Source organism: Actinoplanes sp. NPDC051851 (assembly GCF_040681165.1).
Classification (GTDB): Bacteria; Actinomycetota; Actinomycetes; order Mycobacteriales; family Micromonosporaceae; genus Actinoplanes.
The window spans coordinates 19,272-44,885 of sequence record NZ_JBFAYF010000013.1 but is presented as its reverse complement, the minus strand read 5'-3'; the positions used below and the strand labels follow the sequence as shown (position 1 = coordinate 44,885).

Here is a 25,614-nt window from a genome sequence, read left to right as displayed (position 1 = left end):
CATGCCCGTGCTTGCGCTCGCGGGCCGCGCATGCCTGTGCTCGTGCGCGGTGCGGGGTCGTGCTCGTGCGTGCCGGTGCTCCGTGTTCTGCGCGTGGCCGTTGCTGTGCCGGTCGGGGGCGGGCGACTCCGGGCGTGGGAGTTCAGCCCGGATGGGGCGCGGTGTCGGGATGCGGGGTAGGCGCCCGGGTCGCGTCCCGCGCCCCCGCGCCCGCTCGCGCCCCCGCGCCCCGCGCCCGCTCGCGCCCCCGCGCCCCGCGCCCGCTCGCGCCCCCGCGTCCCGCGCCCGCTCGCGGGCGGGTCATGGGCCGAGGTAGCGCAGGACGGCGAGGACGCGGCGGTTGTCGGCCTCGTCCGGGGGCAGGCCCAGCTTGTCGAAGATGCTCGCCACGTGCTTCTCCACGGTGCCACCGCTCACGGCGAGCGCGTCGGCGACCCCGGCGTTGGAGCGGCCTTCCGCCATCAGCGCGAGCACATGGCGTTCCCGTGGGGTGAGCGTCGCCAGCCCGGCGGTGTGGTTGCCCGCCCGGAGCAGCCGGCCGACGACCTCGGGGTCGAGCGCCGTACCCCCGGTGGCGACCCGCTCCAGCGCCGCGGCGAACTCGGCCACGTCGGACACCCGCTCCTTCAGCAGGTACCCGGCACCGGCCGCGTTCCCCTGGAGCAGCCGGGCCGTGTATCTGGTCTCGACATACTGCGACAGGACCAGCACCCCGGTCTGTGGGTGACGGCTCCGGATCTCCAGCGCGGCGCGCAGACCCTCGTCGGTGTGCGTGGGCGGCATCCGGATGTCGGCGATCACGACATCGGGCCGATGCTCGTCGACCGCGTCCAGCAGCGCGCCGGCATCCCCGACGGCGGCGCACACCCGGTGGCCGTGGTCCTCGATCAACCGCGTGAGCCCGGCCCGGAACAGGACCGCATCCTCGGCGATCACCACACGAACGCTCATCGGCACACCGGGATTTCCCCGAAAACGACATGGTTGGTCAGGCACGCAGTGATGAGCCCGGCGGTCATGGCGCGGTCGGTCGTGAGTGGTGGAAGCCCGGCGATCACGGCGTGGACAGTAGCGCGCGGCGAGGGTTCGGCGGTCATGGCGTGGCTGGTCATGCGCGGAGGGGGAGGTTGACGGTGATCGTGGTCGGGCCGGAGGGCGGGCTGGTGATCGTGAGGTGGCCGTCCACGACGGCGACCCGCTGGGACAGGCCGGACAGGCCGGTGCCCCGGGCCGGGTCGGCGCCGCCGGTGCCGTCGTCGGTGACGCTGAGCAGGAGGACGTCGCGTTCGCCGGCCAAGTGGACCTCGATGCGGTTCGCGTAGCTGTGCTTCGCGGCGTTGGCCAGCAGTTCGGCGGCGCAGAAGTACGCGATGGACTCGATCGCGGGCGTGGGCCTGACCGGGATCGCGACCCGCAGATCGACGGGGATCGCGCTGTCGGCGGCGAGGGAGGCCAGCGCGTCGCCCAGCCCGTTGTCGAGCACCGGCGGGTGGAGCCCACGAGCCAGGTCGCGGAGTTCGCGCAGTGCGTCCTTGGCGCCCCGCAGCGCGGTGTCGACCAGCTCGCGGGCGGCCGCGGCGTCCCGGACCTCGCCGTCGGGGCCGAGCTTCTCCCGCGCCATGCCGAGGTTCATGGCGAGCGTGGCCAGCCGGATCTGCGCGCCGTCGTGCAGGTCCCGTTCCAGTCGGCGCAGCAGGGCCGCCGCGTCGTCCACGGCCAGCGCCCGGCTCTGCTCCAGGTCGTGGACCCGCTGGGCCAGCCGCGCGTGCCCGAGCAGGCGATGGATCAGCCGGACGTCCGCGGACGTGACCGCCCGGCTCACCCACGGCGCCGCCAGCAGCATCCCGGTCCCGGCCGCCGCGGCGGCGAACGTGCCGGGCAGCGTCGCGACGTGGAACGTGCCCTCGCCGAACAGCCCGAACGGCGTGAACACCGGCACCGGGTCGAGCCGGGAACCCGCCGGATGGTTCCGGAACGCGCCCCACCAGAGCGGGTAGCCCAGGTTGACCAGCCCGCCGGCCCAGAGGAACACCGCGTACAGCTCGATCAGGCCGACCGGCAGTTTGACCAGGTGGTAGGCGACGACCCGCCAGCCGGCCCCGTCACCGGGACTCCGCCGGCCGGGTGGCGGGGCCGCGACGTGCACATCGAGCAGCCGGGCCGCGATCCGGCGCTGCACCGTACCGAGCCGGCGGGCCGCCCCGGTCCACACCAGCAGGACCAGCAGGAGCCCCGCACAGGAGACGCCGACAGCCAGGTCGGCGGGCGCCGGGTTTCCCCGCTCGGAACCGGTCATCAACCAGGCCACATCGGCCGTGACGACGACCAGTGTCACTGGATTGACCAGGATGGACGGCAACCCGGCCAGACAGTACATCAGTTCGCGTCCCTGACGTCGGCTGAACGGCGCCCGGGCCGCCGTGCGGGCGAGCGCCGCCGTCCTGCTCAGAGCCGCTGCTTCTGTCGTGTGGGCTGCTTTTGCCGTGTGGGTTTCTGCCGCCGGGAGGCCCATGTCGTCCTCTCCTTCGTGGTGGTGACGGAGGAGACGCTAGTCAGGGGAGAGCCTCGGCACGACCCGGCAGGCACCCGTCTTCGGGTGGGGGTTTGCCCCCAGAACGGCGGGTGGCCGGCCTGCTGGCGCTGCCGGCGGCGTACCGCCAAACTGAACTCATCGGAGGGAGTCGGCCGCGAAGCGCGAGTCGGTGAAGGCCTGGTCCAGGTGGGTGTGGAGATCGCGTGAGCGATCGGCGTGCCAGCGGCGACCGGCCGGCACCGTTGGGTGCTACCAGGGGACGACGCCGTGGCGGTCGAAGAAGCCTCCCGTGGGGCCGTCCTGACCGATCCGGGCCATCCGGACGAGGATCTCGGCGCCCTCGGCGACCGTTTGCGGGCCGGAATTGTCGTTCAGGTCCGTGGCGGTGTAGCCGGGGTCGACCGCGTTGAAGCGGATGGCCGGGAACGCCTTCGCGTACTGGGCGTTCGCCATCACCAGGGCGGCCTTCGAGGCGTTGTAGTCGATAGTCACCACCTGGAACTCGACGCGGTCCGGGTCGATGCAGACCGCGATCGAGCCCAGGCCGCTGCTCACGTTCACCACCACGGGGTTATCGCTGAGCTGCAACAACGGGAGGAAAGCGTTCGTCACCCGGACCGGGCCGTACACATTGGTGTCGAATGTCGTCGATAGTTCGGTGGCGGTCAGTGAGCCGATCCGCGGGCCGACCTTGCCGGTGCCCGCGATTCCTGCGTTGTTGATCAGCACGTCGAGGCGGCCCCGTTCCTCGCGGATCTGTGCGGCGGCGGCCGCCACCGAAACGTCGTCGGTCACGTCGAGTTGCACGAATGCGGCGCCCAGCCGGGTGGCGGCCTCCTTTCCGCGGGTGGTGTCGCGGGCCGCGACGTAGACCGTGTGTCCGGCTTCGATCAGTTGGCGGGCGGTCTCGTAGCCGAGACCCTTGTTCGCTCCGGTGATCAAGGTGATCGTCATACGTCCATCATTCGAGCGCCGGGCGGGCATAGACAGTGCCCGCCTCGGCCATGGGACTGCCAGTACCAGGCTGTTCCGGCGAAGGCGACCGATACTGGTCAACGTGGGCGGATCACGGGAACTCGGCAGAGCGCTACGCGGCTGGCGCGATCGGATGAACCCCGAGGCGGTCGGGATGCCCGGCGGCGGCGTACGACGGGCGGCCGGACTGCGCCGCGAGGAACTGGCCCAGCTCGCCGGACTCTCGGTGGACTACATCGTCCGGCTGGAGCAGGGGCGCGCCACGTCACCGTCGCGGCAGGTGCTCGCGGCGCTCGCGCGTGCGCTGCAGCTCTCCTCCGCGGAGCGCGAGCACCTCTACATCCTCGCCGGTGAGACCGCGCCATGTCCGGGCCAGATCAACCCCCAGATCACTTCCGGGGTACGCCGCCTCCTGGAGCAACTCGACGGGGCAGCCGTAACTGTGTGTGACGTCTCCTGGAACCTCCTTATCTGGAACCCGCTTGCCGCCGCGGTACTGGGTGACCAGCCCGCCCGCGGGAGCCGTGAGCGCAACATCGCCTGGCGCGAGTTCACCGGGGTGCCCTCCCGGGTGATCGAGACCGACGAGCAGCGTGCGACGTTCCGGACAGCCCTGGTCACCGATCTCCGGGCCGCCACCGCGTGCTATCCCGCCGACACCGGGCTCCGCTCGCTCGTCGCTGAACTGCGGAAAGTCAGCCCGGACTTCGCCCGGCTCTGGGACGGCGGCGCGGTCGGCCGCCACGAGTCCAGCGGCAAGGTGGTCGACCATCCCGAGGTCGGGCCGTTCGCCATCGACTGCGACGTCCTCATCGCGCCGGGCACCGACCTCAAGATCGTTCTGTACACCGCGCCGGCCGGTACCGACTCCGCCGATCGCATGAGGCTACTCAGCGTCATCGGGGTTCAATCGATGACCCCGTAATAGGCTCGCGACCATTCCGGCGCGCATTCCGGCCATCCGTTCGGGGTAGCCCGGAACGCCCCTCCAAAGGGTCGATTGCCGATTCGGGTACGCCGCCTGTCGCTGATGCGGCGGAAAAAGTCCTGGATACCGGTTCCGCGCTTTGCGGAGCGTCGTCCCCGACCTAGTTTCGGACATGTCCCGCCCCCACTGGGCGTTCGGCATTCCATCACTCTTTCGGGGACACCTCTATGCCTGGAGCCAGAATCCGGCGGTTGATCGCCCTCGCGGTCACCGCCACCCTCAGCCCCGTCGTCGCCACTCTCGCCCTCGCGCCGCAGCCGGCGTTCGCCCGCGCCGCCCATGTCGCCCGCGCCGCCCATGTCGCCCGCGCCGCCCATTCTGATCATGCCCGTGCCCATGGCGGCGTCTCCCGCCCGGCCCGGACCCGTCCCCACCACGGCAGCCCGCGCCCCGCACGGGTGCTCGTGCCCGACGCCACCACTCTCGGACCGTCCGGGCTCTCGGTCCCCGTCGGGCGGGTCGACGATGCCGGGGCACTGGCCGCCGCGCGCTGTCCGGGCGGCGGGGCGATCGTCGTCTCCGCGCGGATCCGATGGCGGGTGAAGCGGATGCTGGCCGCCGCGCGGCGGTCCGGGCTGTGGCTCTGCGGCAACGGATACCGGGCGGCGCGGCACCAGGTCAGGCTGCGCCGCCAGAACTGCGGAAGCCCCGCGACCCGGTACTCGATCTACTCCAAGCCACCGGAACGATGCCGGCCGCACACCGCACGGCCCGGTACCTCGATGCACGAGCGTGGCCTGGCGATCGACTTCCTGAACTGTCCGCGCGGCTCCCGCTGCTTCGCCTGGCTGACGGTGCACGCCGGGCGCTTCGGTCTGCACAACTACCGGCCCGAGCCCTGGCACTGGTCGACGAGCGGCACCTGACCTCGCCGGGTGAGGCTGCGGTGCGCGAGTGGCCGGAACCTCACACTCGAGACGGGGTGGGGTGCGGGCGGGTGCCGGCGAATACCCGAAAGGGCGGGCGGGATTACCCGAATTCGGGAAGACTATTCTGTGAGCTCGGTAACGTGGTGGAATGCTCGGTGGCGGGCAATTATCCCGCGCGCTGCTACCGTACGCGGAGAAAAGCTGGAAGACAATTGCGGTGCCTATTGCTGTGCTCTACTCGACCGGTCATGAAACACCGACGGAAGAGTGAGACATGAGTACGGTGAAAGCACTGGTATTGGCGGCGACCGGCGTGGTCTCCGGGATCGCGTTCGCGGCCGGTCCGGCACAGGCCGCGACGGGCACACTCGAGTCCCAGACCCACGTGGCACCGGCGCCCTACGACTCGGATGTGGTCGGGTACTTCCCCGATCGCGACGACTGCCAGTGGGTCGGCCGGAGCGGCAAGGCGGACAGGCGGTGGGCGCAGTTCGACTGCGACAAGGTCAACAAGGGCGCCTTCCGCGATCTGTGGCAGCTCATCGCCCACAAGCCCGGCCGTCCCGTGATCGCCTCGCAGCCCCGGCCACGGCCGGTCCCGGCGCCGCCGGTCATCCTGTCGCAGCCCGGTCGTCCGCCCGCCGCGGCCGGCGGGCCGGCTGCTCCGGCGCGCCCGGTGACCGCGGCCGTGCCGAACCGTCCGGGAAACCCGCTGGTCATCAACCCGCCGGCCCTACCGGCGAAGCCGGAGCTCCCGGCTGCCCTGGGCAAGCCGCCGGCGGCGGCCGCCGTCATGGCACCGGGCCAGCCGGTCCTGCCACCCGCCGTTCGAGAGCCGGGTCGTCCGGTTGTTCCGGCCGTGGTGAACGAGCCGGCTCGTCCGGTTGTTCCGGCCGTGGTGAACGAGCCGGCTCGTCCGGTGGCTCCGCCGGTGGTGAAGGAGCCCGGTCGTCCGGTGGCTCCGCCGGTGGTGAAGGAGCCCGGTCGTCCGGTGGCCCCGCCGGTGGTGAAGGAGCCCGGTCGTCCGGTCGCTCCGGCTGTCGTGAACGAGCCTGTGCGGCCGCCGATGGTCAACGAGCCGGTGCGTCCGGCTGGCCCGGCCGGGCCTCAGGGGCCGGGTCCGCGCTGAGCCGGTTTGTCGCGGGCCGGCGTTCAGGGGCGTCACGGCTGATTGATTCCGTGCCCGAGTGCCGGCCGGGGAGCTGAGTCTGCGGGGTGCCTCGGAGCGGTTGAGGCACCCCGGAGCGCCGGCCGGGGGAGCGCTGGCCGGGAAAGGTGTCGATGCCGCCGCCGTGGGTGGCTGGTGATCAGGGGTGTGTTGGGGACATTGAGGGGAGTGGGGACGTGGGACTTCGAGAGGTGTGGAAATGTGCTGCCGGGGGCGTACTGGCCGTGCCGTTTCTGCTGGTGAATGCGGCACCCGCGACAGCGGCGCCTGGTGGGTTTCCGTATTTTGACAAACCCGGGGCCGTGTCGGTGGTGGGGAGCGCCACGGTGGGGCGGTTCGGGCCGTGGCGGGAACGCGTGCTGCGGCTGACCAGCGGTGGGCATCAGCAGATGGGGGCGGCGTGGGCCACCCACAAGGTCGACCTGCGGCGCTCGTTCGAGACGACGTTCGACGCTTTTCTGCATGAAGGGCGGTCCGGGGCGGATGGGATCGCGATCGTGTTGCAGACCGAGGGGACCCGGGCGCTGGGCGGTTGGGGCGGCGGACTCGGGTACCGGGGGATCAGGAACAGCGTCGCGATCGAGTTCGACGACTTCAAGAATGCGCCGGATCCGAGCGACAACCATGTCGGGCTGGTGGTGAACGGGAATCCGGATGCGCATCTGGTCACCGCGGATCCGGATATCCCGCTGTTCGGGGCGCCGTTCCGGGCCCGGGTCGGGTATGACGCGCGGAGTCACCACCTGCAGGTGCATGTGGGTACGCCGGACCAGGGTGAGCCGGAGCAGCAGCTCGTCATCGATCAGCGGATCGACCTGGCCGGGCGGCTCGGGGCGGGTAGCGCGTGGGCCGGGTTCACCGGGGCTACCGGGGACGTCGTGTCTCAGCAGGACATTCTGTCGTGGGAGGTGAGCGCCCGGCCACCGGCGCCTCGACGGCGGTGAGCACGGGGTGAGGGGAGCGCCCGCTCGGTGAGGCCGGGTGGCTGGCGATCCGGGGTGTCTCAGGCGCCCCGAGAGACCCGTGAACGCCAGCCGCGCCGGGAGAGCTGGCATCCAGAGGTCACTCAAACCCGCCGAGACACCCGTGAACGCCAGCCGCGAACCCCGTCGGTGACGATCTCGCCGGAATTGGCCAGCGGCGTCCGACGTCGGGGACGGCCACGGTGGCGGGCACCCCGACGAGGTAGGGGTGGCCCGACGGGTTGGGGGTGGCCCGACGGCGGTGGCCTTTTGAGCCGGGTGGGTGGGGCGAGGACCGTACGATCACAGGGGGTTGATCTTGGGGGTCCAGCCGATGGCGGGGGCGATGTGTTTGGTGATCGTTTCCAGGAGGCGGGCGTTGTAGGCGACGCCGAGTTGGTTGGGGACGGTGAAGAGGACCGTGTCGGCGGCCTGGACGGCCTCGTCGGCGGCGAGCTCCTCGGCGATGCGATCGGGGTCGCCGGAGTAGGTGCGGCCGAATCGCGAGCGGACACCCTCGAGGAGGCCGACCTGATCCTGATCGTCCTCGCGACCGAAATAGATCCTGTCGATCTCCTCGGTGACGGGGAGCACGCTGCGCGAGACGGAGACCTTCGGCTCCCGGCCGTGACCGGCCTCCTCGAAGGCCTGGCGGTAGAGCTCGATCTGTTCGGCCTGGAGGCGGTCGAAGGGTACGCCGGTGTCCTCGCTGAGCAGGGTCGAGCTCTGCAGGTTCATGCCGAGGGTCGCGGCCCATGTCGCGGTTGCCCTGGTTCCGGCGCCCCACCAGATGCGTTCGCGCAGGCCAGGGGCTTGTGGCTGGATCGCGAGGCCGCCGCTGACACCGCCGGTCCTGGCCGGGTCGGTGCGCGCGACCGGGGTGCCGCCGATCGCCGAGAGGAAGATCTCGGTCTTGCTGCGCGCGTCGTCGGCGGCGGTCTCGCCCTCGGCCGGCACGTAGCCGAACGCCTCGGCGCCGCGCAGCGCGGTCTCCGGGGATCCGCGGCTCACGCCGAGCTGGAGCCGTCCGCTACTGATCAGATCGGTAGCGGCCGCCTCCTCGGCCATGTAGAGCGGGTTCTCGTAGCGCATGTCGATCACGCCGGTGCCCATCTCGATCCGGCTGGTGCGTGCCGCGATCGCCGCGAGCAGCGGGAACGGCGAGGCCAGCTGGCGCTCGAAGTGATGGACGCGGACGAACGCGCCGTCGACGCCCAGCTCCTCGGCGGCGACCGCCAGCTCGATCGTCTGGAGCAGGGAGTCCGCGGCGCTGCGCGTCTGTGAACCGTTCACGTTGCGCCAGTGGCCGAACGACAGGAACCCGATCTTCTTGTGCACGTCCGCGGGAACCGCCTCGGGGGCCGACGGCATTCCCCGATGTGGTTCAGCCCTCAGTTCGCCAGCCAGCGGTCGATGGCCGCCTCGGCGTCGGCCTTGATCGTGGACGGGGCCGCGCTGGCCTGCACCGATGTGCGGGCGCACGCCGCCAGGGACGCGTCGTCGAGGCCCAGGATCGAGCGGGACGTCTCGTACTCGTCGAGCAGGCCCACGCCGAAGAGCGTCGGGTCGTCGGCGTTGATCGAGCAGCGGACGCCGGCCGCGAGCAGCGCCGGGAGCGGGTGCACGTCGAGGCTCGGGACCACGTCGAGCAGCAGGTTCGAGGTCGGGCAGACGTCGAGGACCGTGCCGGAGGCCGCGAGCTCGGCGACCAGCGCGGGATCCTCGATCGAGCGTACTCCGTGCTGGATCCGGTCCGCGCCGAGCAGGCCGACGGCCTCGCGGACCGACTCCGGGCCGACCAGTTCGCCCGCGTGCGGGACGGCGAGCAGCCCCGCCTCGCGTGCCACGGCGAACGGGCGGGTGAAGTCGCGCGCCGGGAAGCCGCGCTCCTCGGAGTGCAGTCCGAGTCCGGTGACGCCCCGCCCGGCGAATCGGGCCGCCGCCTCGGCGAGATCTAAAGCGGACTCGGGACCGCCGGTTCGATCGATCGCCACCACGATGCCGGTCCATACCCCGTGCTTGGCGGCGGAGGCTTCGGCGTACTCGCAAAGGTGGTGAATGACGGCGTCGATCGAGCCGAAGATCGACGTGTAGAAGGTCGGCGTGGTGGCCAGTTCGATCACCACGGCGCCCTCGGCGGCCGCGTCCTCGACCGCCTCGTCGACGAGCCGGGCCAGCCGTTCCGGGGTGTTGATTACCGTGAGTAGGCTCAGGTAGGCGGTGGAGAACTCGCTGAACCCGGTGAAGCCGCTCGTGCGCGGCAGCGGCACACCGGCCGCTTCGGCCAGCTCGGCAAGGGTTGACGGCCGCAACGTCGCCTCGAGGTGGATATGCAGGTGTGCCTTGGGTAGGGCACGCAGGTCTTTCATGAGAGTCGATTCCTTAACTGAGAGCGACGGGGAGTGACGTGACGGCCGCGAGCACTTCGGACTTCTGCCAGACCGGTTCTTCGATCAAATGCATTCCCGGGTACGCCGTAGCCAGGTGCCGCAGCGCCTCCTCGATCTCGACCTGGGCGAGCCCGGCACCGATGCAGTAGTGCGGCCCGGCGCCGAAGACCAGCGACCGGCGTTGATCGGCGCGCCGCGGCTGGAACGCCGTCGGATTATCGAAAACGGACTCGTCGTGGTGACCGGCGAGCACCGAGCAGCGGATCCAGGTGCCCGCCGGGATGGCGAGATCGTCGATCACCACGTGGGTGTTGGCCTTGCGGTTGATGAAGCCGACCCGTGGGGTGAGCCGCTCCGCCTCGGCCGCGACCGTGGCGGGCATCGTCGGGTCCTCGGCCAGCGCCGCCCAGATCGCCGGGTCGGCCAGCGCGTGCATCAGGGCGGCGCCGAGCTGGCTGGTGGTGTTGTCGGTGCTGGCGGAGAGCAGCTCGGCGGCGAGCCCGGTCAGCTCGGCGTCGTCGTCCAGCCGGGCGGCCATCGCGGAGAGCAGGTCGTCACCGGGGTTCGCGCGACGGGCGGCGAGCTGGTCGAGGACGTACTCCCGCAGCGCCTCGTCGGCCGCGAGGATCTCGTCGCGGTTCGCCGGGTCCTGGTAGAAGATCTTGAGAAGCGCGTCGGACCAGGCGCAGAGCCGGGCGGCGTCGGACTCCGGCGCGCCGATCATCCGGGTGAAGACCAGCCCGGGCAGCGGGGCGCAGAGCGCGGGGATCAGGTCGACGGTCTGACCGTTTCCGGCCATCAGCCGACGGCAGGCGTCCTGGACGAACGGGCGCCACTGTTCGACCCGGGCGGGGGAGAAGTAGGCGGCGGCCGAACCCCGGAGCCGGGCGTGGTGCGCGCCGTTTGCGGCGAGCATCCCGTTGAACGCGTTGACCTCGCCCAGGCCGGAGGCGGCCCGCAGGTCGGCGACGTCCGGAGCGAGCCGCCGGTCGGTGAGGAAGCGCCAGACCGGCTCGTAGCGGATGATCTCGACACCGCGGCGGCTCCGGTACGCCCAGTCGCCCGGCCGGTGCCGGGCGAGGAAGGCCGCCGGGTCCTCGGCCAGCTGCGGGTCGTCGACGTCCATCCACGGGAGGTCGTCGACCGCTCGTTCTTTAGTCTTGACTGCCATTGGTGTAAAAAACACTGCGAACGTGCCGGTGCTGTTTCGGAGGGATGACACTCGCGTGGATGATCGGGACGAACTGCTCATCGCCGCCCTGGCCCGCGACGGGCGTGCCTCGTTCCGGGAGCTCGCCGCGCGGGCCGGGATCTCACCGAGCGCCGCCCGTGAGCGGGTCAACCGGTTGATCGCGTCCCGGATGGTCGGGGTCCACGCCCAGGCGCACCCGTCGGTCCTCGGCCAGCCGATCATCCACCTGATCACGGTGACGGCCGGCGAGGAGCCGGTGGTGGCTCCCGAATTCGACGACTCCGCGTGGATCGCCCGGGTTGCTGATTCCCCAGCGCTGCTCGTGCAGATGTCCGCGTCTGATCTGGGTGCGGTGCACGCCTCGGTGGAGCGGATCGGGGCGCTGCCCTGGGTGCGGGACGTGCAGGTCGACGTCTACCTGCGCCTGCACGCGGGGCCGGGCGCGGGTGTCAACGCCAACACCGATCCGGGGCCGTGGGTCGTCGCGCCGGGCCGGGCGCTGGACGCCGTCGACCACCAGCTGGCCGAGCTGCTGCGGGTGGACGGGCGGGCCGCCTACACGGATCTGGCCGCTCAGGTGGGTCTGTCGGTCGCCGCCGTGCGTACCCGGGTGCTGCGCCTGCTGGAGAGTGGCGCCATCCGGTTGCGCACGGTCGTCCGCCGCCCCGCCGCGCAGGCCCTGGTGACGCTCCGGGTCGGCGCCCAGGAGCGGGCCGCCGCGCTGGTAGCGCTCACAGGAATGCCCGGTGTCGACTACCTGGCCGAGGTCGCCGGTGTGCACAATCTGCACTGTTCGGTGGCGGCGCCGACGTCCGAGGGCCTTGCCTCGCTGACCGCCGTCCTGGCAGCCTTACCGGGGGTGCGATCCCACGCTGTCCTGCCGGTCACCGTGCTGCGGCATCGTCTGGCGTGGAGCTCTGGCGTGCGCGAACGGCGGCTGCCCGACCCGTTCCTCCATTGAATTGTGTCCATTGCGTGACGCGGGTTACACGGCTATGTTAACGCTCACAGGAGGGCGGGCTCCCCGCGATGCCCTCCTGGTTCCTCCGTCCTCATCGGAAGAGAGCCACGACATGCCCCGAAAAGCTCGAAGCCTCGCGCTCGGCATCGCCACCGCGGGCGCCATCATCGCCGGAGTCCTGGTCAACGCCGGCGTCTCGCAGGCCGCCACCACCGGCCCCTGCGACATCTACGCCAGCGGCGGCACCCCCTGCGTCGCCGCGCACAGCACCACGCGGGCGCTCTACGGCGCGTACACCGGATCGCTGTACCAGGTGAAACGCGCCTCGGACAGCACCACGCTGAACATCGCCCCGCTCGCCGCCGGCGGCACCGCCAACGCCGCCGCCCAGGACACGTTCTGCTCCGGCACCACGTGCCTCATCACTGTCATCTACGACCAGTCCGGCCACGGGAACAACCTGACCCAGGCCCCGCCCGGCGGCTTCAACGGCCCGGACGTCAACAACTACGACAACCTGGCCGCCGCGGACGCCGCCCCGGTCACGGTCAACGGCAGCAAGGCGTACGGCGTCTTCGTCTCGCCCGGCACCGGCTACCGCAACAACAACACCAGCGGGATCGCGACGGGCGACGCGGCCGAGGGCATGTACGCCATCATCGACGGCACCCACTACAACGGCGGCTGCTGCTTCGACTACGGCAACGCCGAGACCTCCAGCCTGGACACCGGCAACGGCCACATGGAGGCGATCTACTTCGGCAACAGCACCTCCTGGGGCTCCGGCGCCGGCAGCGGCCCGTGGATCATGGCTGACCTGGAGAACGGACTGTTCTCGGGCGTGAACTCGGGCTACAACGCGGGCGACCCGACCATCACCAACCGGTTCACCACCGCCGTGGTCAAGGGCACCGCGAACCTCTGGGCGATCCGCGGCGGCAACGCGGCGTCCGGCGCGCTCTCCACGTACTACAGCGGCGTGCGACCCACCGCCTCGGGCTACAACCCGATGAGCAAGGAGGGCGCGATCATCCTGGGCATCGGCGGCGACAACAGCGTCAGCGCACAGGGCACGTTCTACGAGGGCGTGATGACCTCCGGCTACCCGACCGACGCCACCGAGAACTCGGTCCAGGCGAACATCGTCTCGGCCGGCTACGCGACTCGCGCCATCACGAGCGGCACGGCGCTGACCGTCGGCGCTTCGGTGTCTCTCAAGGCGACGACCGCTTGCTGCACAACCCGATACATCAGCCATTCCGGTACGACGGTGTCCACGCAGGTCGTCACGTCCTCCAGCACGTCGACGCTGAAGGGCCAGTCCACCTTCTACGTCCGCGCCGGCCTGGCGAACAGCGAGTGCGTCTCGTTCGAGTCGAAGGACACCTCGGGCAGCTACCTGCGGCACTCCGCCTTCCAGCTGTCCCTCGCCGCGAACGACAGCAGCAAGCTGTTCAAGGAGGACGCCACGTTCTGCCCGCAGACCAGCTTCAACGGCACGGGCAGCTCGTTCAAGTCGTACAACTACCGGACCCGCTACATCCGCCACTACAACAACAGCGTCTACATCGCGAACAACGGCGGCGTCCACACCTTCGACGCGTCTTCCCTCTTCGGGGATGACACGAGCTGGGTCGTCGCCACCGGTTGGTCCTGACCCGTTCCCCCGACCGGGCGGAATCCTCTCGATTCCGCCCGGTTGCTCTGTCCGGTCCGGCGGTGCCGGGCCACGATCGAGGCGTGAGGGCTTTGCTCGGGCTCGGGATGTCACAGCAGGGGCTGTGGCAGAACGCGGGCTTCGAGACCATTGATGATCTCCCGCATGTCCGGTATGTCTGTCCAGTCCTCCCAATCCCTGTCGATCACCACTGCTCCGTGAACCCGCTGAAGGATGACCCGTGAGTCGTTGAACAGGAGCGCGCCGTCGGACGGATAGTGGTCGAAGAAGGCCAGCACCGACCGGATGGTGGCGGATATCGCCTCATCCCGTGCCTGATCCGTGGCGCGGTTCGCCAACCGGTAGGTCACCGAGAGCCGGTTGGTGAAGCCGAGGCTCTCCGCGATCGGAGCCTGTTCCTCCGGGTCCTCTCGCAGAGGCGTCGCATCGAGAGCGCCCAGCCGAGCGTAGCCGTGGTCTGAGCGGCGGTGTGTCTGCCCGGGTCCGTCCCCGCACCGGGGTGTCGTCCCTCGAAGACCCCGCTCGGATAGATCCTCGGCCGAGGGCGTCGTCTCCACTGCGGACTCCAGCGCTCTGAGTGGACTGCTTGTCCGTGGGTGCGCCTCTGTGGGGTTCGTCCCCAGAAGGCCGTTCACCACGGGGGCGGCTTGTCCCCGCGCTATCTCGGGCACCGCTGGATTCAGCGTGTGACGGGCGACCAGGTCCGCGCGTGTTGCCGCGGTCCTGCGGGGCATCCGGGGTTCTGCTCGGGTGGGTCGGGTCCTCACTCCTCATCGGGATGGCTCCGATCATCTTCGGCCGGGCCGTGGCTGAGGTAGTCCTGGGGCCAGACGTCCTGGACGGTGAAGTGGTCGCCGAGGAACTCGGTGAGGCGGCCGGTCCAGTCCGGGTCGTCGCGGCGGGTGCCGACTACCTCCTCCACCGCGGAGTACGGGCGGGCGCCCCACGCGATGATCCGGCGGGCCGCGTTGTCCTGGAGGTCGCGGAGGAACCACGCCTGGACGGACTGCAGCTGCTCGGCCGCGGTCAGGCCGGTGATCTCGCGGCCGTGGAAGGCGCGCCACTCCTCGCTGCGCGGGTGCCGGTCGCCGTCCGGGTGGTCGCGGCAGCGGACGCGCAGCGCGTCGCGTACCGGGCCCCAGCGGTACGGGCGGGACACCCAGCGCGGCTCGTCGCCGTCGCAGAGTGGGTGGCTGGCGAGGTGGCGGCGCAGCACGTCGGTGATGTGGGTGGCCAGTTCGGCCGGGTTGTAGTCCGTGGTGGCGGTCGCCCGGGTCTGCACGGCGGCGTCGACGGCGTGCGAGATCGTGCAGTCGCGTACTCGGGAGGGCATGGCGCGCAGGGCGTCGAGGAACGGATCCTGCGGTGCTGGTGTCCACCAGCCGGTGAGGTGGGCCAGCACGGCGAGCTCGGCCCAGAGGACGATCCACGAGTTGGTGGCCAGGCGGTGCTGGGCGTCGCTCATGTCGCGCTGGGTGCACGGGCTGGTGAGGCATTCGGTGCCGCAGCTGTCGCTGCGCCGGCGGATCAGGCCGACCACCGAGGCGGGCTGCCGGTGGCCGTTCTCGCGGTCGGTGCCGTCGGGCATTCGGACCAGGATCGGGTGGTCCATGCCGTCGTTGAAGACGGCGGCGGTGCCGGGCGGGAGGGTGACCAGGTAGCGGGACTGCGCGTCGGTGAGGTTGACGGTGGCGCCGACCACCTGGCGGTCGTCCTGGGCGGGCAGCCGGTGCATGATCTTGACGGCGGTGTTCTTGACGACGTCGTGGACGAGCTTGCTGGGGATCTGCTCGGCGATGACCAGACCTTCGCCGTACGCCCGGATCTCGGCCAACAGCGAGGCGAACAGCTCGACGGCGTGGGAGGCCGGTCCGTAGCCCTCGGTCTGGCGGAGCAGGCGGTGCGCCTCCTCGAAGATGCTCAGGTGCCGCAGCCCGGCCCGCAGGACGGCCTTGTCGCGGTGGGCCTCCACGCGCAGCCGTTCGGTGAGCTGGATCAGCAGGGCGCCCATCAGGAACGCCTTGTCCTGGTCGTCGCCGACGTCCTCGATCTCGAAGACGACGTTGTGCTTGACGAGCTGGTCCAGGTCGAGGGGGTGGCCGCCTCGGTGGCGATCGCGCTGAGCGGCACCGGTCGGGCCAGTAGCAGCCAGGCGAAACCCGCGTGCCAGACCCGCAGCAGGCACTCGTCGAGCGACGGCCGGAGATCCTCGGTGGCGATCCGGTCGTCGGCGAGGTCGGCCGGGTGAGCCCGGCGTGGTAAGCGGCGACCACCGCGGCGAGCCGCTGGCGGCGCACGAGGTCTCCGTACGGCAGGGCCTGCGGCGGCCGCGGATGCCGGGGCAGCTGCGTGACCCGGTACGTTCCGGCGGCCCGGAGCCAGGCGTCGATCCGGTTCGTCAATGTCGGGGATCCCTCGTGCGGGCTTCCGGGGTACGCCGTGGTTTCGGGCGCGCGGCGAGCACCTGGCGGGGGTTCTGGACGCCCGGGATCAGGGCCGCGGACGGGTCGGGCAGGGGCGGCAGCTCGACCGGGGTCATCGAGACGCGGGGCAGGGTGACGATGTCGGGGTTGACCTCGACGGCCTGGACCACCGAGCCGCGGCCCTGGTGCTTGACCAGGATCATCGCGTAGTCGGGGAGATCCTGGAGCACCCGGGGTTCCAGGGTGTACTCGTAGACGCGCTGGGCGGACTGGGCGTCGCTCCAGTTGTCGCCGATCGCGCGCGACTCGGTCTGGCCCCAGTTGCGGGTCGTGCCCCAGCTGTCGCCGCCGCTCTTACCGGAGTTGTAGCCGTCGGCGAAGAACTGGTAGGCCTTGCGGTTGCTGCCTTCGCTCCATCCGGTCTGCCCACCCTGCGTCTCCGTCTCCCCGTACGTGTCAGCAAGGGTGTGGGTGTCGTTGCCGCCCAGCGTGCGGGTGAGCTGGGAGAGCACGAACCGGTGGCCCTTGCCGATGAACTCGGCCGCCTGACGGGCCTCGTCGTGGTTGCCGAGCCGCATCAGGGCGACCTCGCCGCCGCCGATGGTCTGCAGTGCGTGCTCGCGCAGGTGGGCGAAGAACAGGACCAGCCGGATGCCGCGCCGTTCGCAGAGGGCGCTGAGGTTCTCCAGCGACCGGTGGTGCACCTCGTCGGCGCCGATCAGGACCAGCGAACCGTTCGTGGCGCCCTGCCGCCGGATCCGGCGGGAGAGCCACTGCACCAGCAGGTCCTTGAGCAGCTCGGCCTGGGCGCTGCGCCGGTCGCCCTCGGCGATCAGGCAGGTCAGGTCGGCGTCGCCCGACGTGGACGGCTCGCTGCCCAGTGACTCGAGCGGGTGCAGGAACGCCTCGATCCGGCTCACCTGCTGGGACCGCTGCCGGCGTACGTCGTCGGAGTAGAGGACGAGGAGCCGGTCGACCTCGCCGGAGGCGAGCAGGGCCGACGGCGGGCGGTCGGCCAGTACCCGCAGCGCGGCGAGCAGTCGGTCGACGCGGAGAGTGGGGCCGAGGATCGCGCAGACCTCGCTCAACAGCATGGCGTCCTGGCTGCGCTCGGCCCGGCTGGCGCCCTGCGCGTCGCCGTGCATCGCCTCGACCAGGCAGTCGACGAAGCCGTCGGCGCCGAGACCGCTGATCAGATCGACCTGGGGGAGCTGCTCCGGGAAACGGTACGACTGGACCCGCCGTCCGGTGCCCGTGGCGAGCGTCATCAGCTCGCCGCAGAGCGCGTCGCCGGTGAAGTCGACCAGCACCATCGGGCCCCGGGTGGCCAGCAGCGACCCGCCGAGGACGGAGAGCACCGCCTCCCAGCCGTACCCGGTGCCGCCGATGACGTCGATCCGCCGGGAGCCGGGCGACGGCGTGGCGGCGCTCCACTCGGTCAGCCCGTCGACCCGCTCCCGCTGTTCCCGGTGATGCTGCCGACGGCGCTCGTCCCAGGCCTGGTGGGCCCGGCGGTGCCGTTCCAGGATCCGGTGCTGGGCCCGGCCGAGCGCGTTCGCGGCACGTCGCCGATCACGGCCGAAGAAGACCGCGGCGCCGATCCCGCCGGCCACCAGGAGCACGGCGAGCCGGTGGTCGACGTAGTCGGCCACCGCCGCGAGCACGGCGGCGATGCCGAGCGAGTAGAGGACCTTCCGGGAGGTGTTCGCGCCGGCCTCGGTCTGCCGGTCGAGCAGACGGCGCGGCAGTTCGGCGGGTTCCGGCTCGGCCTCCGGGTACCGGTGCCGGTACAGGTTGCGGTCGTTGAAGATCCAGCCGAGGCGCTCTCCGGGGGTCGCCAGCTTCGACAGTGCATCGGGTGTCGGCGAGTTCATCGGGTGGGCACCTCCTGGCGGGTGGGTTCGGTCGGCTGAACCGGGGGGAGCGACAGGACGCGGGAACGGCGCGATGATGGCCGCATGGATGCGGGTCTGCTCGGCATGCTGGCGGTCATCGGGGTGGCGCTCTTCGCCGGGCTCGCGGTGCTCGCCGGGCAGCTCCTGCGGTCCCGCCGGTGGAGCATCCCGCGCATCCGCCCGCAGTGCCTGCACTGCCTCGGCAGCGGGTGGATCGGCTGGGAGCCGCGCCGCACCCTGAACTTCACCGGCGAGGGCTTCGAGGAGGTCGGCGCCGCGCCCTGCCCGTGCCCGGCCTGCCGGGGCACCGGCCGGCTGCGGGCGCCCCGGCGGTGACGGGACGGCGGCGGTGACGTGGTGCGGTGTTCGAGCGAGACCATCGCGAGCGCTCCTCGATGACGCCGATCGGCGGCCGACGGGACGACGGGGGAGACCCGTTGCCCACGGGTTGCAGAGCACTGTTCAATGTAGAGACATCTGTCAATGGATAGCGATGGGGGCGCCGTGCTGTTCCGTATCCTCAAGGGCGCCGGCCGGGCGCCCGACCGGGCCGTCGCCCGGCTCGCCGCCGAGGTCGACCGGGCCGACGTCCGCGGCGGACCGAACCACCCGGACGCCCTGGTCGCCCGGACCGCACTCGCCACCGCCTACGCCGCCGGGGCGATGGTCTACGTGCTGATCCTCCGGCTCCTGCGACACGACTGGGCGATGCGGCCGGGCCTCGTGCTGATCGCGGTGCTGCCCTTCACCGGGCCGGCGCAGGTCTGGCTGCGGTACCGCACGAGTCAGGCGACGCTGCGCGACCTCGGCGCCGAGCTGAGCCGGGAGGCGTCCGCGACCCTCGCGGTGATCGCCGCGGCGCCGCCCTGGACCCTGCGGCGGCGGGCACGGGAGGCGATCCGGATCCTCCTCGACGTCGACCGCCCGGAGAGGCGTCCGAGGTAGGCCGGGCGTCCCGGGCGGACGGTGGCCGGGGAGCCGACCGGCCTCCGCCGCTCGCGCGGGTCACGCCGGGAGGGTCAGGACGAAGATGGAGCCGCGGGTGGGGGCGGGCTCGTAGCGGATGTCGCCGCCGTTGGCGCGGGCGAGCTCGCGGACGATGTAGAGGCCCAGGCCGGTGCCCTTGACCGTGCCCGCGGTGTCCTGGGCGCGGGTGAAGCGGTCGAAGAGCTGGGAGCGCATCTCGGGTGGGACGCCGGGGCCCGCGTCGTGGACGGCGATCCGGACGGTGGGGCCCTCGGCGGTGGCGGCCATCAGCGTGGCGCCGCCGCCGTACTTGGTGGCGTTGGAGATCAGGTTGGTCAGGATCTGCGTGAGGTGGCCGGGCTGCACCGACGCGGTGAGCCCGGCGGGGCAGGCGATGGCCGTACCGGAGCTGTCGGTGTTGGCGCGGACGGTGTCGAGGTATTCGGCGACCGGGACGGTCTCCGGCGTGGCGGTGAGCCGGCCGGCGTCGGCGGTGACCATGGTGAGCACCTCGAGGAGGATGCCGTCGAGCAGGTGGGCGTTGCGGTCGATCGCCTGGAGCATGCGTTTCTGCTGGGCGGCGGGGAGGTCGCCCCACTCCTCGGCGATCGTCTCGGTGTAGCCGAGGATGGCGCAGAGCGGGTTGCCCATCTCGTGGCCGAGCATGCCGATGAGGTCCTGTTTGAGGTGGTTGGCGGCCTCGAGGTCGGTGTTGCGGTCGTTCAGGTCGGCGATCGCGGCGTCCCGGGCGGTCTCGGCGGCCCGGCGGTCGCTGATGTCCTGGATGAGGCCGACGAACCGTTCGGGGTGCCCGGTCTCGTCGCGGATCGCGGAGACCGTGACGGCGACCTCCCGCTGGCTGCCGTCGGCGCTGACCAGCCGGCACTCCTGCTCGTACGAGTCGGCCTGGCCGGCGAAGATGCCGGCCAGCGCGCGGATCTGCGCGGCGTGCGCCTCCGGGGCGAAGTACTGGGTCATCGTGGTGCCGACCAGGTCTTCGGGCGGGTAGCCGAGCATGGTGGCGAGCGCCGGGTTCACCTCCTGGATGCGGTCGTCGACGCCGCGGATGAGCTGGCCGATCGCCGAGTGCGCGAACTGTGACCGGAAGCGCTGCTCACTGTCCCGGAGCGCCTGTTCGGCGTCGCGGCGGGCGGTGATGTCGGTGTTGATGGCGAGGACGGCGATCGGGGTGCCGTCCGCGTCGCGCTGCAGGGCCTGGCGGGACAGTACGGTGACCCGGCGGCCGTCGGCGCGGCGGTGTTCCAGCTCGCCGGCCCAGGTGCCGTGGCGGTGCAGCTCCTCGGTGATCCGCTGCCGGGTGAGGCCCGCGGACCAGAGGGTGCCCAGCAGCCGGTCGAGGTCGTGCCCGGCGGCGATCTCCGGGGCCCAGCCGTAGATGTGCGCCGCGGCCGGGTTCCAGGAGGTGATCCGCCCGTCCAGGTCGCGGACGATCACCGCGTCCTGGGTGAGGTCGAGCAGCTGGGCCCGCTGGTGGAGCTGCTTCTCGCTGATCTCCAGGGCGGCGACCGCGGCGTTGGCCCGCTGCAGCAGCTCGGCCCGGTGCGCGGTGTCGTCGGCGTGGCGCAGGGCGCCGCTGAGCGCGTCGGCGAGCAGGGTGAGCTGCTGGGTGTCCGCGTCGTCGAAGGCGTACGCCGACGTGCTGGCCACCCCGAGGGTGCCGAACACGGCGCCGCCGGCGAAGAGCGGTGCCACGATCATCGAGCCGACCGCGGCGGCCAGGCTGCTCTCCCGGTCGACGCGCGCGTCGGTGGTGATGTCGTCGCAGCGCAGGGTGGTGCCGGTGGTGACGACCCGGCCGGCGAGCGATCCGGCGATACCGACCCGGACGTCGGAGTACGCGGTCATGGTGCCGGCGGCGGCCACCCCGCGCACCTCGGCGCCGTCGACCAGGCCGACCACGGCGCCCTGGGCCGCGGGCATCGCCTGCAGGGTGCGCTCGGCGACCAGCCGCAGGGCCGCGTCGCGGTCGGCGGCCACCGCGGCGACCTCGCGCTGGACGGCGATGGTGGCGCGCAGCCGCTCGGTCTCGCGGGCGGCGGCCGCCTCGGCGTCGCGGCGGGAGGTGATCTCCTCGGTGATGTCGCGGGCGTTGGCGACCATCAGGCCCTGATCGGGCAGCGCGGCGCCGTGCCACTGGAGCCAGCGGTACTCGCCGGACCGGGCCCGGTACCGGTTCACCACGGTGACGGCGTGGCCCTCGGGTGCCTCGCCGGAGGCGGCCGCGCGGGCCGCGGCCTGGGTGGCGGCCAGGTCGTCGGGGTGGATCAGCGCGGTCGCGTCCGTGCCGGCCAGCTCCTCGGCGGACCACCCGAGGACGTGGCTCCAGGCGGCGTTGGTGCGTACCACCGTGCCGTCCGCGGTGGTGACCAGGTGCAGGTCCGGCGACGAGGCGAAGGTGACGTCGAGCAGTTCCTGGTTCCGGCGTTCGGCGTCGACCTCGACGATCTGGGCCAGGAAGTGCTGCGGCCGGCCGGTCTCGTCGCGGACCAGGGTGACCGAGAGCAGGCACCACACCGCGCCGCCGTCGCGCCGCAGGTAGCGCTTGTGCAGCCGGTAGTCGGCGATGTCGCCCGCGACCAGCCGTTCGACCAGGGCCAGGTCCGCGTCGAGGTCGTCGGGGTGGGTGATGCGCTGGAAGTCCACCGCCAGCAGCTCCTGCTCGGTGTACCCGGTGATCGCGGCGACCGCGGGGTTGACGCGCAGCCAGGCGCCGTCCAGCCCGACCAGGGCCATCCCGATCGGCGAGGACTCGAAGAGGGAGCGGAACCGGGCCTCGCTCTCGCTGATGTCGTGCACGACCGCGTCCGCCGCCGCGTCGAGGATCTCCTGCCGGCGCCGGGACTCGCTGATCAGCTCGGCGTGGGTCAGCCGGACCTCGATCTCGGCCTCCACCGCGGCGGCGAGGTCCGCCACCACGGCCAGCTCCTCGGCGGACCACTGCCGGGGCTCGGTGTCGATCACGCAGAACGAGCCCAGCGTCTGCCCCCGCGGCGAGCGCAGCGGGAAACCGGCGTAGGCGGCGACCCCGATGTCGGTGATCGCCCGGTTGCCGCGTACCCGGTGGTCGGTGCGGGCGTCGGTGACGATCAGCGGGGCGTCGCCGACGACGACGTGCTGGCAGAAGGAGTGCGTCAGCGGGGTCTGCCGGCTGCTGGCCCAGGGCTCGGGCAGTCCCACCGCGCTCGGGAACACCTGCCGGTCCTCGGCCACCACCGAGACCAGGACGACCGGCGCGTGCACCATGCGCCCCGCCAGCCGGGTCAGCCGGTCCAGCAGCGGGCTGGCGGACTCCTCGAGCAGGCCGGTGGCGTGCAGGGCCTGCAGCCGGGCCGGGTCCCGCAGCGCCGTCGCGGTCCACGACGCCTCGCCGAACAGTGAACTGCCCATGCCCGCACCATCGTCGGCGGGCAGGGTCGTCTTAACGGAGTGGCCGTCTGACCTGTCCCAGGATGCGGAACATCGGGCGATCGCGGTGGAGCGACCGGGCCGCTACTCAACGTGAGTGCGGGTGTTCCGGCGGGTTCGGGTAATCGTATTCCGGGAGGATTTCCGCTCCGAGCGGCCGACGTGTCCGATCGCATCGATTGCGGAACCTCGATGAATGCCGCTGCGGAGGCGGCGGCGCGCGGGGTGCCGTGGGTGTGGCGCCGGGGGATCGGCAGGGTGGGCGGGGTCGCCGGACGCTACTGAAAAAGCGTGCATCCAATTCGCTGAAGTCGATTTATCGCATCGTCTTTCTGAATGCTCGATCGGCCTTCAGTGCCGCTTTTTAGATGATCATCTTGATGTGACCGGCTGATTTCAGAGGGATTTCACCTCGGTACACTGCGTGAGCTCGGGCTCGCGTCGGGTGCCCCTGGTCAGGGTGGCAATCGCGAGAGTATCCGCTGGTGGGCGAGGTTTCGGGTCGCCGGTGTGCGGCGGCCGCGTCGTGGGACGGGTCGGTTGACCGTGTGCAAGTTGCACATTACAGTGAGCGACGTCCTGATGATCAACGTCGATCTGAGGCGCGGCGGGCTAATGGGGCCGTGCTGCCGTTCGTGAGCCTGTGACGGGGGATTTCTTGCAACCGGAAGAGTCGCGGACGAGCGTGCGTCCTGGTCTCTCCGCAACAAAGCGGAACCTTTTTCTTCTCTCGGTGATCGTCGATTCTCTCGGCAGCGGCATGTGGATGCCGTTCGCGATCATCTTCTTCACCCGGGCCCAGGGGCAGGACCTCGGCGCCACCGGGCTGGCCATGACCGTCGGGTCGTTCGTGGGCCTGATGGCCGGCTTCGCCTCCGGGCACGTCGCCGACCGGTACGGCGCCGGGCTCGTCGCCATCGCCAGCCACGTCGTCCGGGTGCTGTCGTTCGCGGCGTACCCGTTCGTCGAGTCGCCGTGGCTGATCGCGGTCGTGGTGGCGGTCACCGCCTGCGGCGAGCGCATGCTCTGGACGGCCCGGACCCCGATGATCTCCAGCATCTTCGCCGGCCGCAGTGTCGACAACATCCTGGGCCTCTCCGGCGTGCTCAGCATCATGGGGCTCGGGGTCGGCGCCGGTGTCGCCGGTCTGCTCGCCGACTCGGTGGGCGGCCTGCACCTGATCGCCTGGCTGAACTCCGCGTCGTTCGCGGTCACCGGGGTGCTGCTGGTCGCGGCCCTCGGCAGCCGTCTGCTCGACCGGCCCGCCATCGGGAGCACCGCCGACGCCCTGACCAGCATGGGCTCCGTCTGGCGGGACCGGCCGTACCTGCAGCTCTGCCTGGCCCAGGTGCTCTTCGTCCTGGCGGCGGCGTCGTACGTGCTGATCCTGCCGTTGGTGATCATCGAGGTGCTGCACGGGCCGACCTGGCTGCCCGCCGCCTCCATCGTGATCGGCAACGTGGCGATCGCGCTGGCCCAGCGGCCGGTGCTGAAGGTGTCCCGGCGGCTGCCGCGCTCCCGGATGCTCTTCGTCTCGGTCGGCCTGTACGCGGCCTCGCTCCTGCTCCTGGTCCCCGACGCTCTGGTGCGCGGCGCCCTGGTCGTGCCCGTCGTGGTCGTGGTCGTGGTGGTCGGCGGCGTGGCCGAGGCGACCGCGACGCCGCTGATGCTCTCCGCCGCCAACGAGGCCGCGCCGGAGGGGCAGAAGGGCCGGTACAGCGCGGTGTTCCAGACCGCGTGGGGGGTGGCCGAGGTGGCCGGCCCGCTGGTCTACACGACCCTGCTGGCGGTGGGCAACGCGGTGCTCTGGCTGTCGGTCACCGCCGCCGTGCTCCTCGTCGCGCCCCTGCTGCTGCGGCTCCGGTCGATGTTCCCGCCGCAGGTCCTGCAGGAGGTCCCCGCGGCGGCCTGAGCCCGGCCGCCGGCATCGATGGAACGGGGCCCGGGGGAGCCGTGACCGAGGGAGGACGGGGCGTGCCGACGAGACAGACGTGGCCGGTCGGCCACAGCCAGGTGAGCTACGTGAGCCGCTTCGCGGAGAACGGCGCCGGGCCCGCCAACGTGGCGACCGCGGTCGCCGTCGACGACCTGTCGCTCCGCGAGGTGCGGGACGCGATCGAGGCCGTCGCGGCGCGCCAGCCGCTGCTGAGAGCGTCGTTCGACGGCGAGGGCCTCTCCGTCGACGACCGGCCGGTCGTGGTGGCCGGGGAGTACGGCCCGATGACCGTGGCGCAGGCGCACCGCTCGCTCGAACAGCAGGCCGGCGAGGTGCGCGGGTACGGCGAACCGCTCTGGACCGCCCGCGTCCTCGAGGTGCCGGGCGGGCGGCGGATCCTCGGCTTCGCCTTCCACCACCTGATCTTCGACGGGATGTCCGGACGGGTCTTCTGGGAGCAGCTGCGCGACCCCGGTGCGGCACCGGCCGGGCGGTCGTACCGGGAGTTCGTCGAGTGGCAGCGGGAGCGTTTCGGCGATCCCGGTCCGGCCCTGGAGTTCTGGCGCCGGCACCTCGACGGGCTGGCGCACAACCAGCACACCCCGATCCGGTTCGCCCGGCGCCTCGGGGAACCGCTCACCGGGCCGTCCGACAACGTCAAGGTCGTCCTGACCGGCCGGGCACTGCGCCGGGCCGTGGCCCTCAGCCGGTCGCGGCGCCTCTCGCTCTTCGCCGTCGGGATGTCCGCCCTGACCGTGGTCCTGGCGGACGCGTCCGAGGCCGGCGAGGCGGTCGTCCGGATCGCCTTCCACGGCCGGCCCGCCGGGTTCGAGACCACCATCGGCGTCTTCGCCCACGACGTCACCGTGCGGCTGCCGACCGTACGCACCTCGCTGGCCGCGGCGATCGAGACCACCACCGGCGTGTGGGCGGGCCTGGGCGGGCACCGGTTCACCCCGTACGCGACGGTGCGCCGTGCCGCGGGCGCCAGTGAAACGTCTCATCGGCCGGTCGTCGTCACCCTGAACGCCCGGCGCCTGCCGGACCGCATGACCGTTCTCGGTCACCCCGCCATCCCGGTGACCATCCCCGCGCCGGTCACCGAGGAGGGGCTGCACATCGCCTTCGTGCAGCGGCTCACCTCGCTGGAGCTCTCCTGCTCCTTCCACCCGACGCGGTTCGCCCGGGAGGACGTCGCGGCCTTCGTCGGTGAGCTCGCCCGGGTCATGCAGGGCGATTGATCATCCGGATC

21 protein-coding genes are annotated in these 25,614 nt (G+C 71.7%); 10 read left to right on the top strand and 11 right to left on the bottom strand.

What is annotated here, in order from left to right; all coding sequences use genetic code 11:
* Window positions 1-300: 300 nt before the first annotated feature.
* The 4 genes from AB0M08_RS15475 to AB0M08_RS15460 all read right to left on the bottom strand — a co-directional run bounded on the left by AB0M08_RS15475 (window position 301) and on the right by AB0M08_RS15460 (window position 3,487).
* Entirely contained in the window at window positions 301-951 is a 651-nt protein-coding gene (locus tag AB0M08_RS15475; RefSeq protein WP_364492972.1) for a response regulator transcription factor, read from the bottom strand.
* Window positions 948-1,112 (bottom strand): hypothetical protein, encoded by a 165-nt coding sequence (locus AB0M08_RS15470; protein ID WP_364492970.1) that lies wholly within the window; start codon window positions 1,110-1,112, stop codon window positions 948-950. Before AB0M08_RS15470 ends, AB0M08_RS15475 begins: the two co-directional genes overlap by 4 nt.
* Window positions 1,109-2,377 carry a sensor domain-containing protein gene (locus AB0M08_RS15465; protein ID WP_364492968.1) on the bottom strand — a complete coding sequence of 423 codons (1,269 nt, stop codon included), beginning with the start codon at window positions 2,375-2,377 and terminating at the stop codon, window positions 1,109-1,111. Before AB0M08_RS15465 ends, AB0M08_RS15470 begins: the two co-directional genes overlap by 4 nt.
* Window positions 2,378-2,782: 405 nt before the next feature.
* Window positions 2,783-3,487: an SDR family NAD(P)-dependent oxidoreductase gene (locus AB0M08_RS15460; protein WP_364492966.1), complete on the bottom strand. Its 705-nt coding sequence runs from the start codon at window positions 3,485-3,487 to the stop codon at window positions 2,783-2,785.
* A 103-nt stretch (window positions 3,488-3,590) separates the two neighbouring features.
* On the opposite strand from AB0M08_RS15460, the gene AB0M08_RS15455 reads away from it, so the two are divergent.
* The 4 genes from AB0M08_RS15455 to AB0M08_RS15440 all read left to right on the top strand — a co-directional run bounded on the left by AB0M08_RS15455 (window position 3,591) and on the right by AB0M08_RS15440 (window position 7,477).
* A complete protein-coding gene (locus AB0M08_RS15455) occupies window positions 3,591-4,433 on the top strand; it encodes a helix-turn-helix transcriptional regulator (RefSeq protein WP_364492964.1) in 843 nt (280 codons plus the stop codon).
* 254 nt (window positions 4,434-4,687) lie between these two features.
* Complete coding sequence (locus AB0M08_RS15450; protein ID WP_364492962.1) at window positions 4,688-5,362, top strand: M15 family metallopeptidase; 675 nt, start codon at window positions 4,688-4,690, stop codon at window positions 5,360-5,362.
* Between the two features lie 277 nt (window positions 5,363-5,639).
* On the top strand, window positions 5,640-6,494 hold the full coding sequence (locus AB0M08_RS15445) for a hypothetical protein (protein WP_364492960.1): 855 nt from the start codon (window positions 5,640-5,642) through the stop codon (window positions 6,492-6,494).
* 365 nt (window positions 6,495-6,859) lie between these two features.
* Window positions 6,860-7,477: an L-type lectin-domain containing protein gene (locus tag AB0M08_RS15440; RefSeq protein ID WP_364492958.1), complete on the top strand. Its 618-nt coding sequence runs from the start codon at window positions 6,860-6,862 to the stop codon at window positions 7,475-7,477.
* 321 nt (window positions 7,478-7,798) lie between these two features.
* Here AB0M08_RS15440 and AB0M08_RS15435 read toward each other — a convergent pair whose 3' ends face one another.
* Genes AB0M08_RS15435 through AB0M08_RS15425 form a run of 3 tightly spaced genes read right to left on the bottom strand, consistent with a single transcriptional unit; the run spans window position 7,799 to window position 11,056 of the window.
* Entirely contained in the window at window positions 7,799-8,866 is a 1,068-nt protein-coding gene (locus tag AB0M08_RS15435; RefSeq protein ID WP_364492956.1) for an LLM class flavin-dependent oxidoreductase, read from the bottom strand.
* Between the two features lie 20 nt (window positions 8,867-8,886).
* Window positions 8,887-9,864, bottom strand: a complete 978-nt coding sequence (gene add, locus AB0M08_RS15430; protein ID WP_364492954.1) for an adenosine deaminase — start codon at window positions 9,862-9,864, stop codon at window positions 8,887-8,889.
* Window positions 9,865-9,877: 13 nt separating this feature from the next.
* The gene (locus AB0M08_RS15425; RefSeq protein ID WP_364492952.1) at window positions 9,878-11,056 is read right to left on the bottom strand and encodes a cytochrome P450; all 1,179 of its coding nucleotides are present in this window, start codon (window positions 11,054-11,056) and stop codon (window positions 9,878-9,880) included.
* 55 nt (window positions 11,057-11,111) lie between these two features.
* Here AB0M08_RS15425 and AB0M08_RS15420 point away from each other — a divergent pair, with 55 nt between their 5' ends.
* Complete coding sequence (locus AB0M08_RS15420; protein WP_364492950.1) at window positions 11,112-12,038, top strand: Lrp/AsnC family transcriptional regulator; 927 nt, start codon at window positions 11,112-11,114, stop codon at window positions 12,036-12,038.
* 112 nt (window positions 12,039-12,150) lie between these two features.
* The gene (locus AB0M08_RS15415; RefSeq protein WP_364492948.1) at window positions 12,151-13,695 is read left to right on the top strand and encodes an alpha-L-arabinofuranosidase B; all 1,545 of its coding nucleotides are present in this window, start codon (window positions 12,151-12,153) and stop codon (window positions 13,693-13,695) included.
* 110 nt (window positions 13,696-13,805) lie between these two features.
* Here the strand turns inward: AB0M08_RS15415 and AB0M08_RS15410 are convergent, their stop codons facing one another.
* The 3 genes from AB0M08_RS15410 to AB0M08_RS15400 form a co-directional block, all read right to left on the bottom strand.
* Complete coding sequence (locus AB0M08_RS15410; protein WP_364492946.1) at window positions 13,806-14,450, bottom strand: SitI3 family protein; 645 nt, start codon at window positions 14,448-14,450, stop codon at window positions 13,806-13,808.
* A 29-nt stretch (window positions 14,451-14,479) separates the two neighbouring features.
* A complete protein-coding gene (locus AB0M08_RS15405; RefSeq protein WP_364492944.1) occupies window positions 14,480-15,901 on the bottom strand; it encodes a hypothetical protein in 1,422 nt (473 codons plus the stop codon).
* Between the two features lie 213 nt (window positions 15,902-16,114).
* On the bottom strand, window positions 16,115-18,013 hold the full coding sequence (locus tag AB0M08_RS15400) for a hypothetical protein (protein WP_364492942.1): 1,899 nt from the start codon (window positions 18,011-18,013) through the stop codon (window positions 16,115-16,117).
* 84 nt (window positions 18,014-18,097) lie between these two features.
* On the opposite strand from AB0M08_RS15400, the gene AB0M08_RS15395 reads away from it, so the two are divergent.
* On the top strand, window positions 18,098-18,370 hold the full coding sequence (locus tag AB0M08_RS15395) for a hypothetical protein (protein ID WP_364492940.1): 273 nt from the start codon (window positions 18,098-18,100) through the stop codon (window positions 18,368-18,370).
* A 168-nt stretch (window positions 18,371-18,538) separates the two neighbouring features.
* On the top strand, window positions 18,539-18,979 hold the full coding sequence (locus AB0M08_RS15390; RefSeq protein ID WP_364492938.1) for a hypothetical protein: 441 nt from the start codon (window positions 18,539-18,541) through the stop codon (window positions 18,977-18,979).
* Between the two features lie 60 nt (window positions 18,980-19,039).
* Here the strand turns inward: AB0M08_RS15390 and AB0M08_RS15385 are convergent, their stop codons facing one another.
* Window positions 19,040-22,408, bottom strand: a complete 3,369-nt coding sequence (locus tag AB0M08_RS15385; protein WP_364492936.1) for a PAS domain S-box protein — start codon at window positions 22,406-22,408, stop codon at window positions 19,040-19,042.
* A gap of 751 nt (window positions 22,409-23,159) precedes the next feature.
* On the opposite strand from AB0M08_RS15385, the gene AB0M08_RS15380 reads away from it, so the two are divergent.
* Entirely contained in the window at window positions 23,160-24,338 is a 1,179-nt protein-coding gene (locus tag AB0M08_RS15380; protein WP_364492934.1) for an MFS transporter, read from the top strand.
* Window positions 24,339-24,400: 62 nt separating this feature from the next.
* The gene (locus AB0M08_RS15375) at window positions 24,401-25,603 is read left to right on the top strand and encodes a condensation domain-containing protein (RefSeq protein ID WP_364492932.1); all 1,203 of its coding nucleotides are present in this window, start codon (window positions 24,401-24,403) and stop codon (window positions 25,601-25,603) included.
* Window positions 25,604-25,614: the final 11 nt, after the last annotated feature.

Coding starts and splice junctions, on each gene's coding strand:
- AB0M08_RS15460 (WP_364492966.1), bottom strand. CDS start 3,487: ATGACGATCACCTTGATCACCGGAGCGAACAAGGGTCTCGGCTACGAG.
- AB0M08_RS15465 (WP_364492968.1), bottom strand. CDS start 2,377: ATGTACTGTCTGGCCGGGTTGCCGTCCATCCTGGTCAATCCAGTGACA.
- add (WP_364492954.1), bottom strand. CDS start 9,864: ATGAAAGACCTGCGTGCCCTACCCAAGGCACACCTGCATATCCACCTC.
- AB0M08_RS15475 (WP_364492972.1), bottom strand. CDS start 951: ATGAGCGTTCGTGTGGTGATCGCCGAGGATGCGGTCCTGTTCCGGGCC.
- AB0M08_RS15415 (WP_364492948.1), top strand. CDS start 12,151: ATGCCCCGAAAAGCTCGAAGCCTCGCGCTCGGCATCGCCACCGCGGGC.
- AB0M08_RS15470 (WP_364492970.1), bottom strand. CDS start 1,112: ATGACCAGCCACGCCATGACCGCCGAACCCTCGCCGCGCGCTACTGTC.
- AB0M08_RS15425 (WP_364492952.1), bottom strand. CDS start 11,056: ATGGCAGTCAAGACTAAAGAACGAGCGGTCGACGACCTCCCGTGGATG.
- AB0M08_RS15385 (WP_364492936.1), bottom strand. CDS start 22,408: ATGGGCAGTTCACTGTTCGGCGAGGCGTCGTGGACCGCGACGGCGCTG.
- AB0M08_RS15400 (WP_364492942.1), bottom strand. CDS start 18,013: ATGAACTCGCCGACACCCGATGCACTGTCGAAGCTGGCGACCCCCGGA.
- AB0M08_RS15435 (WP_364492956.1), bottom strand. CDS start 8,866: ATGCCGTCGGCCCCCGAGGCGGTTCCCGCGGACGTGCACAAGAAGATC.
- AB0M08_RS15395 (WP_364492940.1), top strand. CDS start 18,098: ATGGATGCGGGTCTGCTCGGCATGCTGGCGGTCATCGGGGTGGCGCTC.
- AB0M08_RS15410 (WP_364492946.1), bottom strand. CDS start 14,450: ATGCCCCGCAGGACCGCGGCAACACGCGCGGACCTGGTCGCCCGTCAC.
- AB0M08_RS15445 (WP_364492960.1), top strand. CDS start 5,640: ATGAGTACGGTGAAAGCACTGGTATTGGCGGCGACCGGCGTGGTCTCC.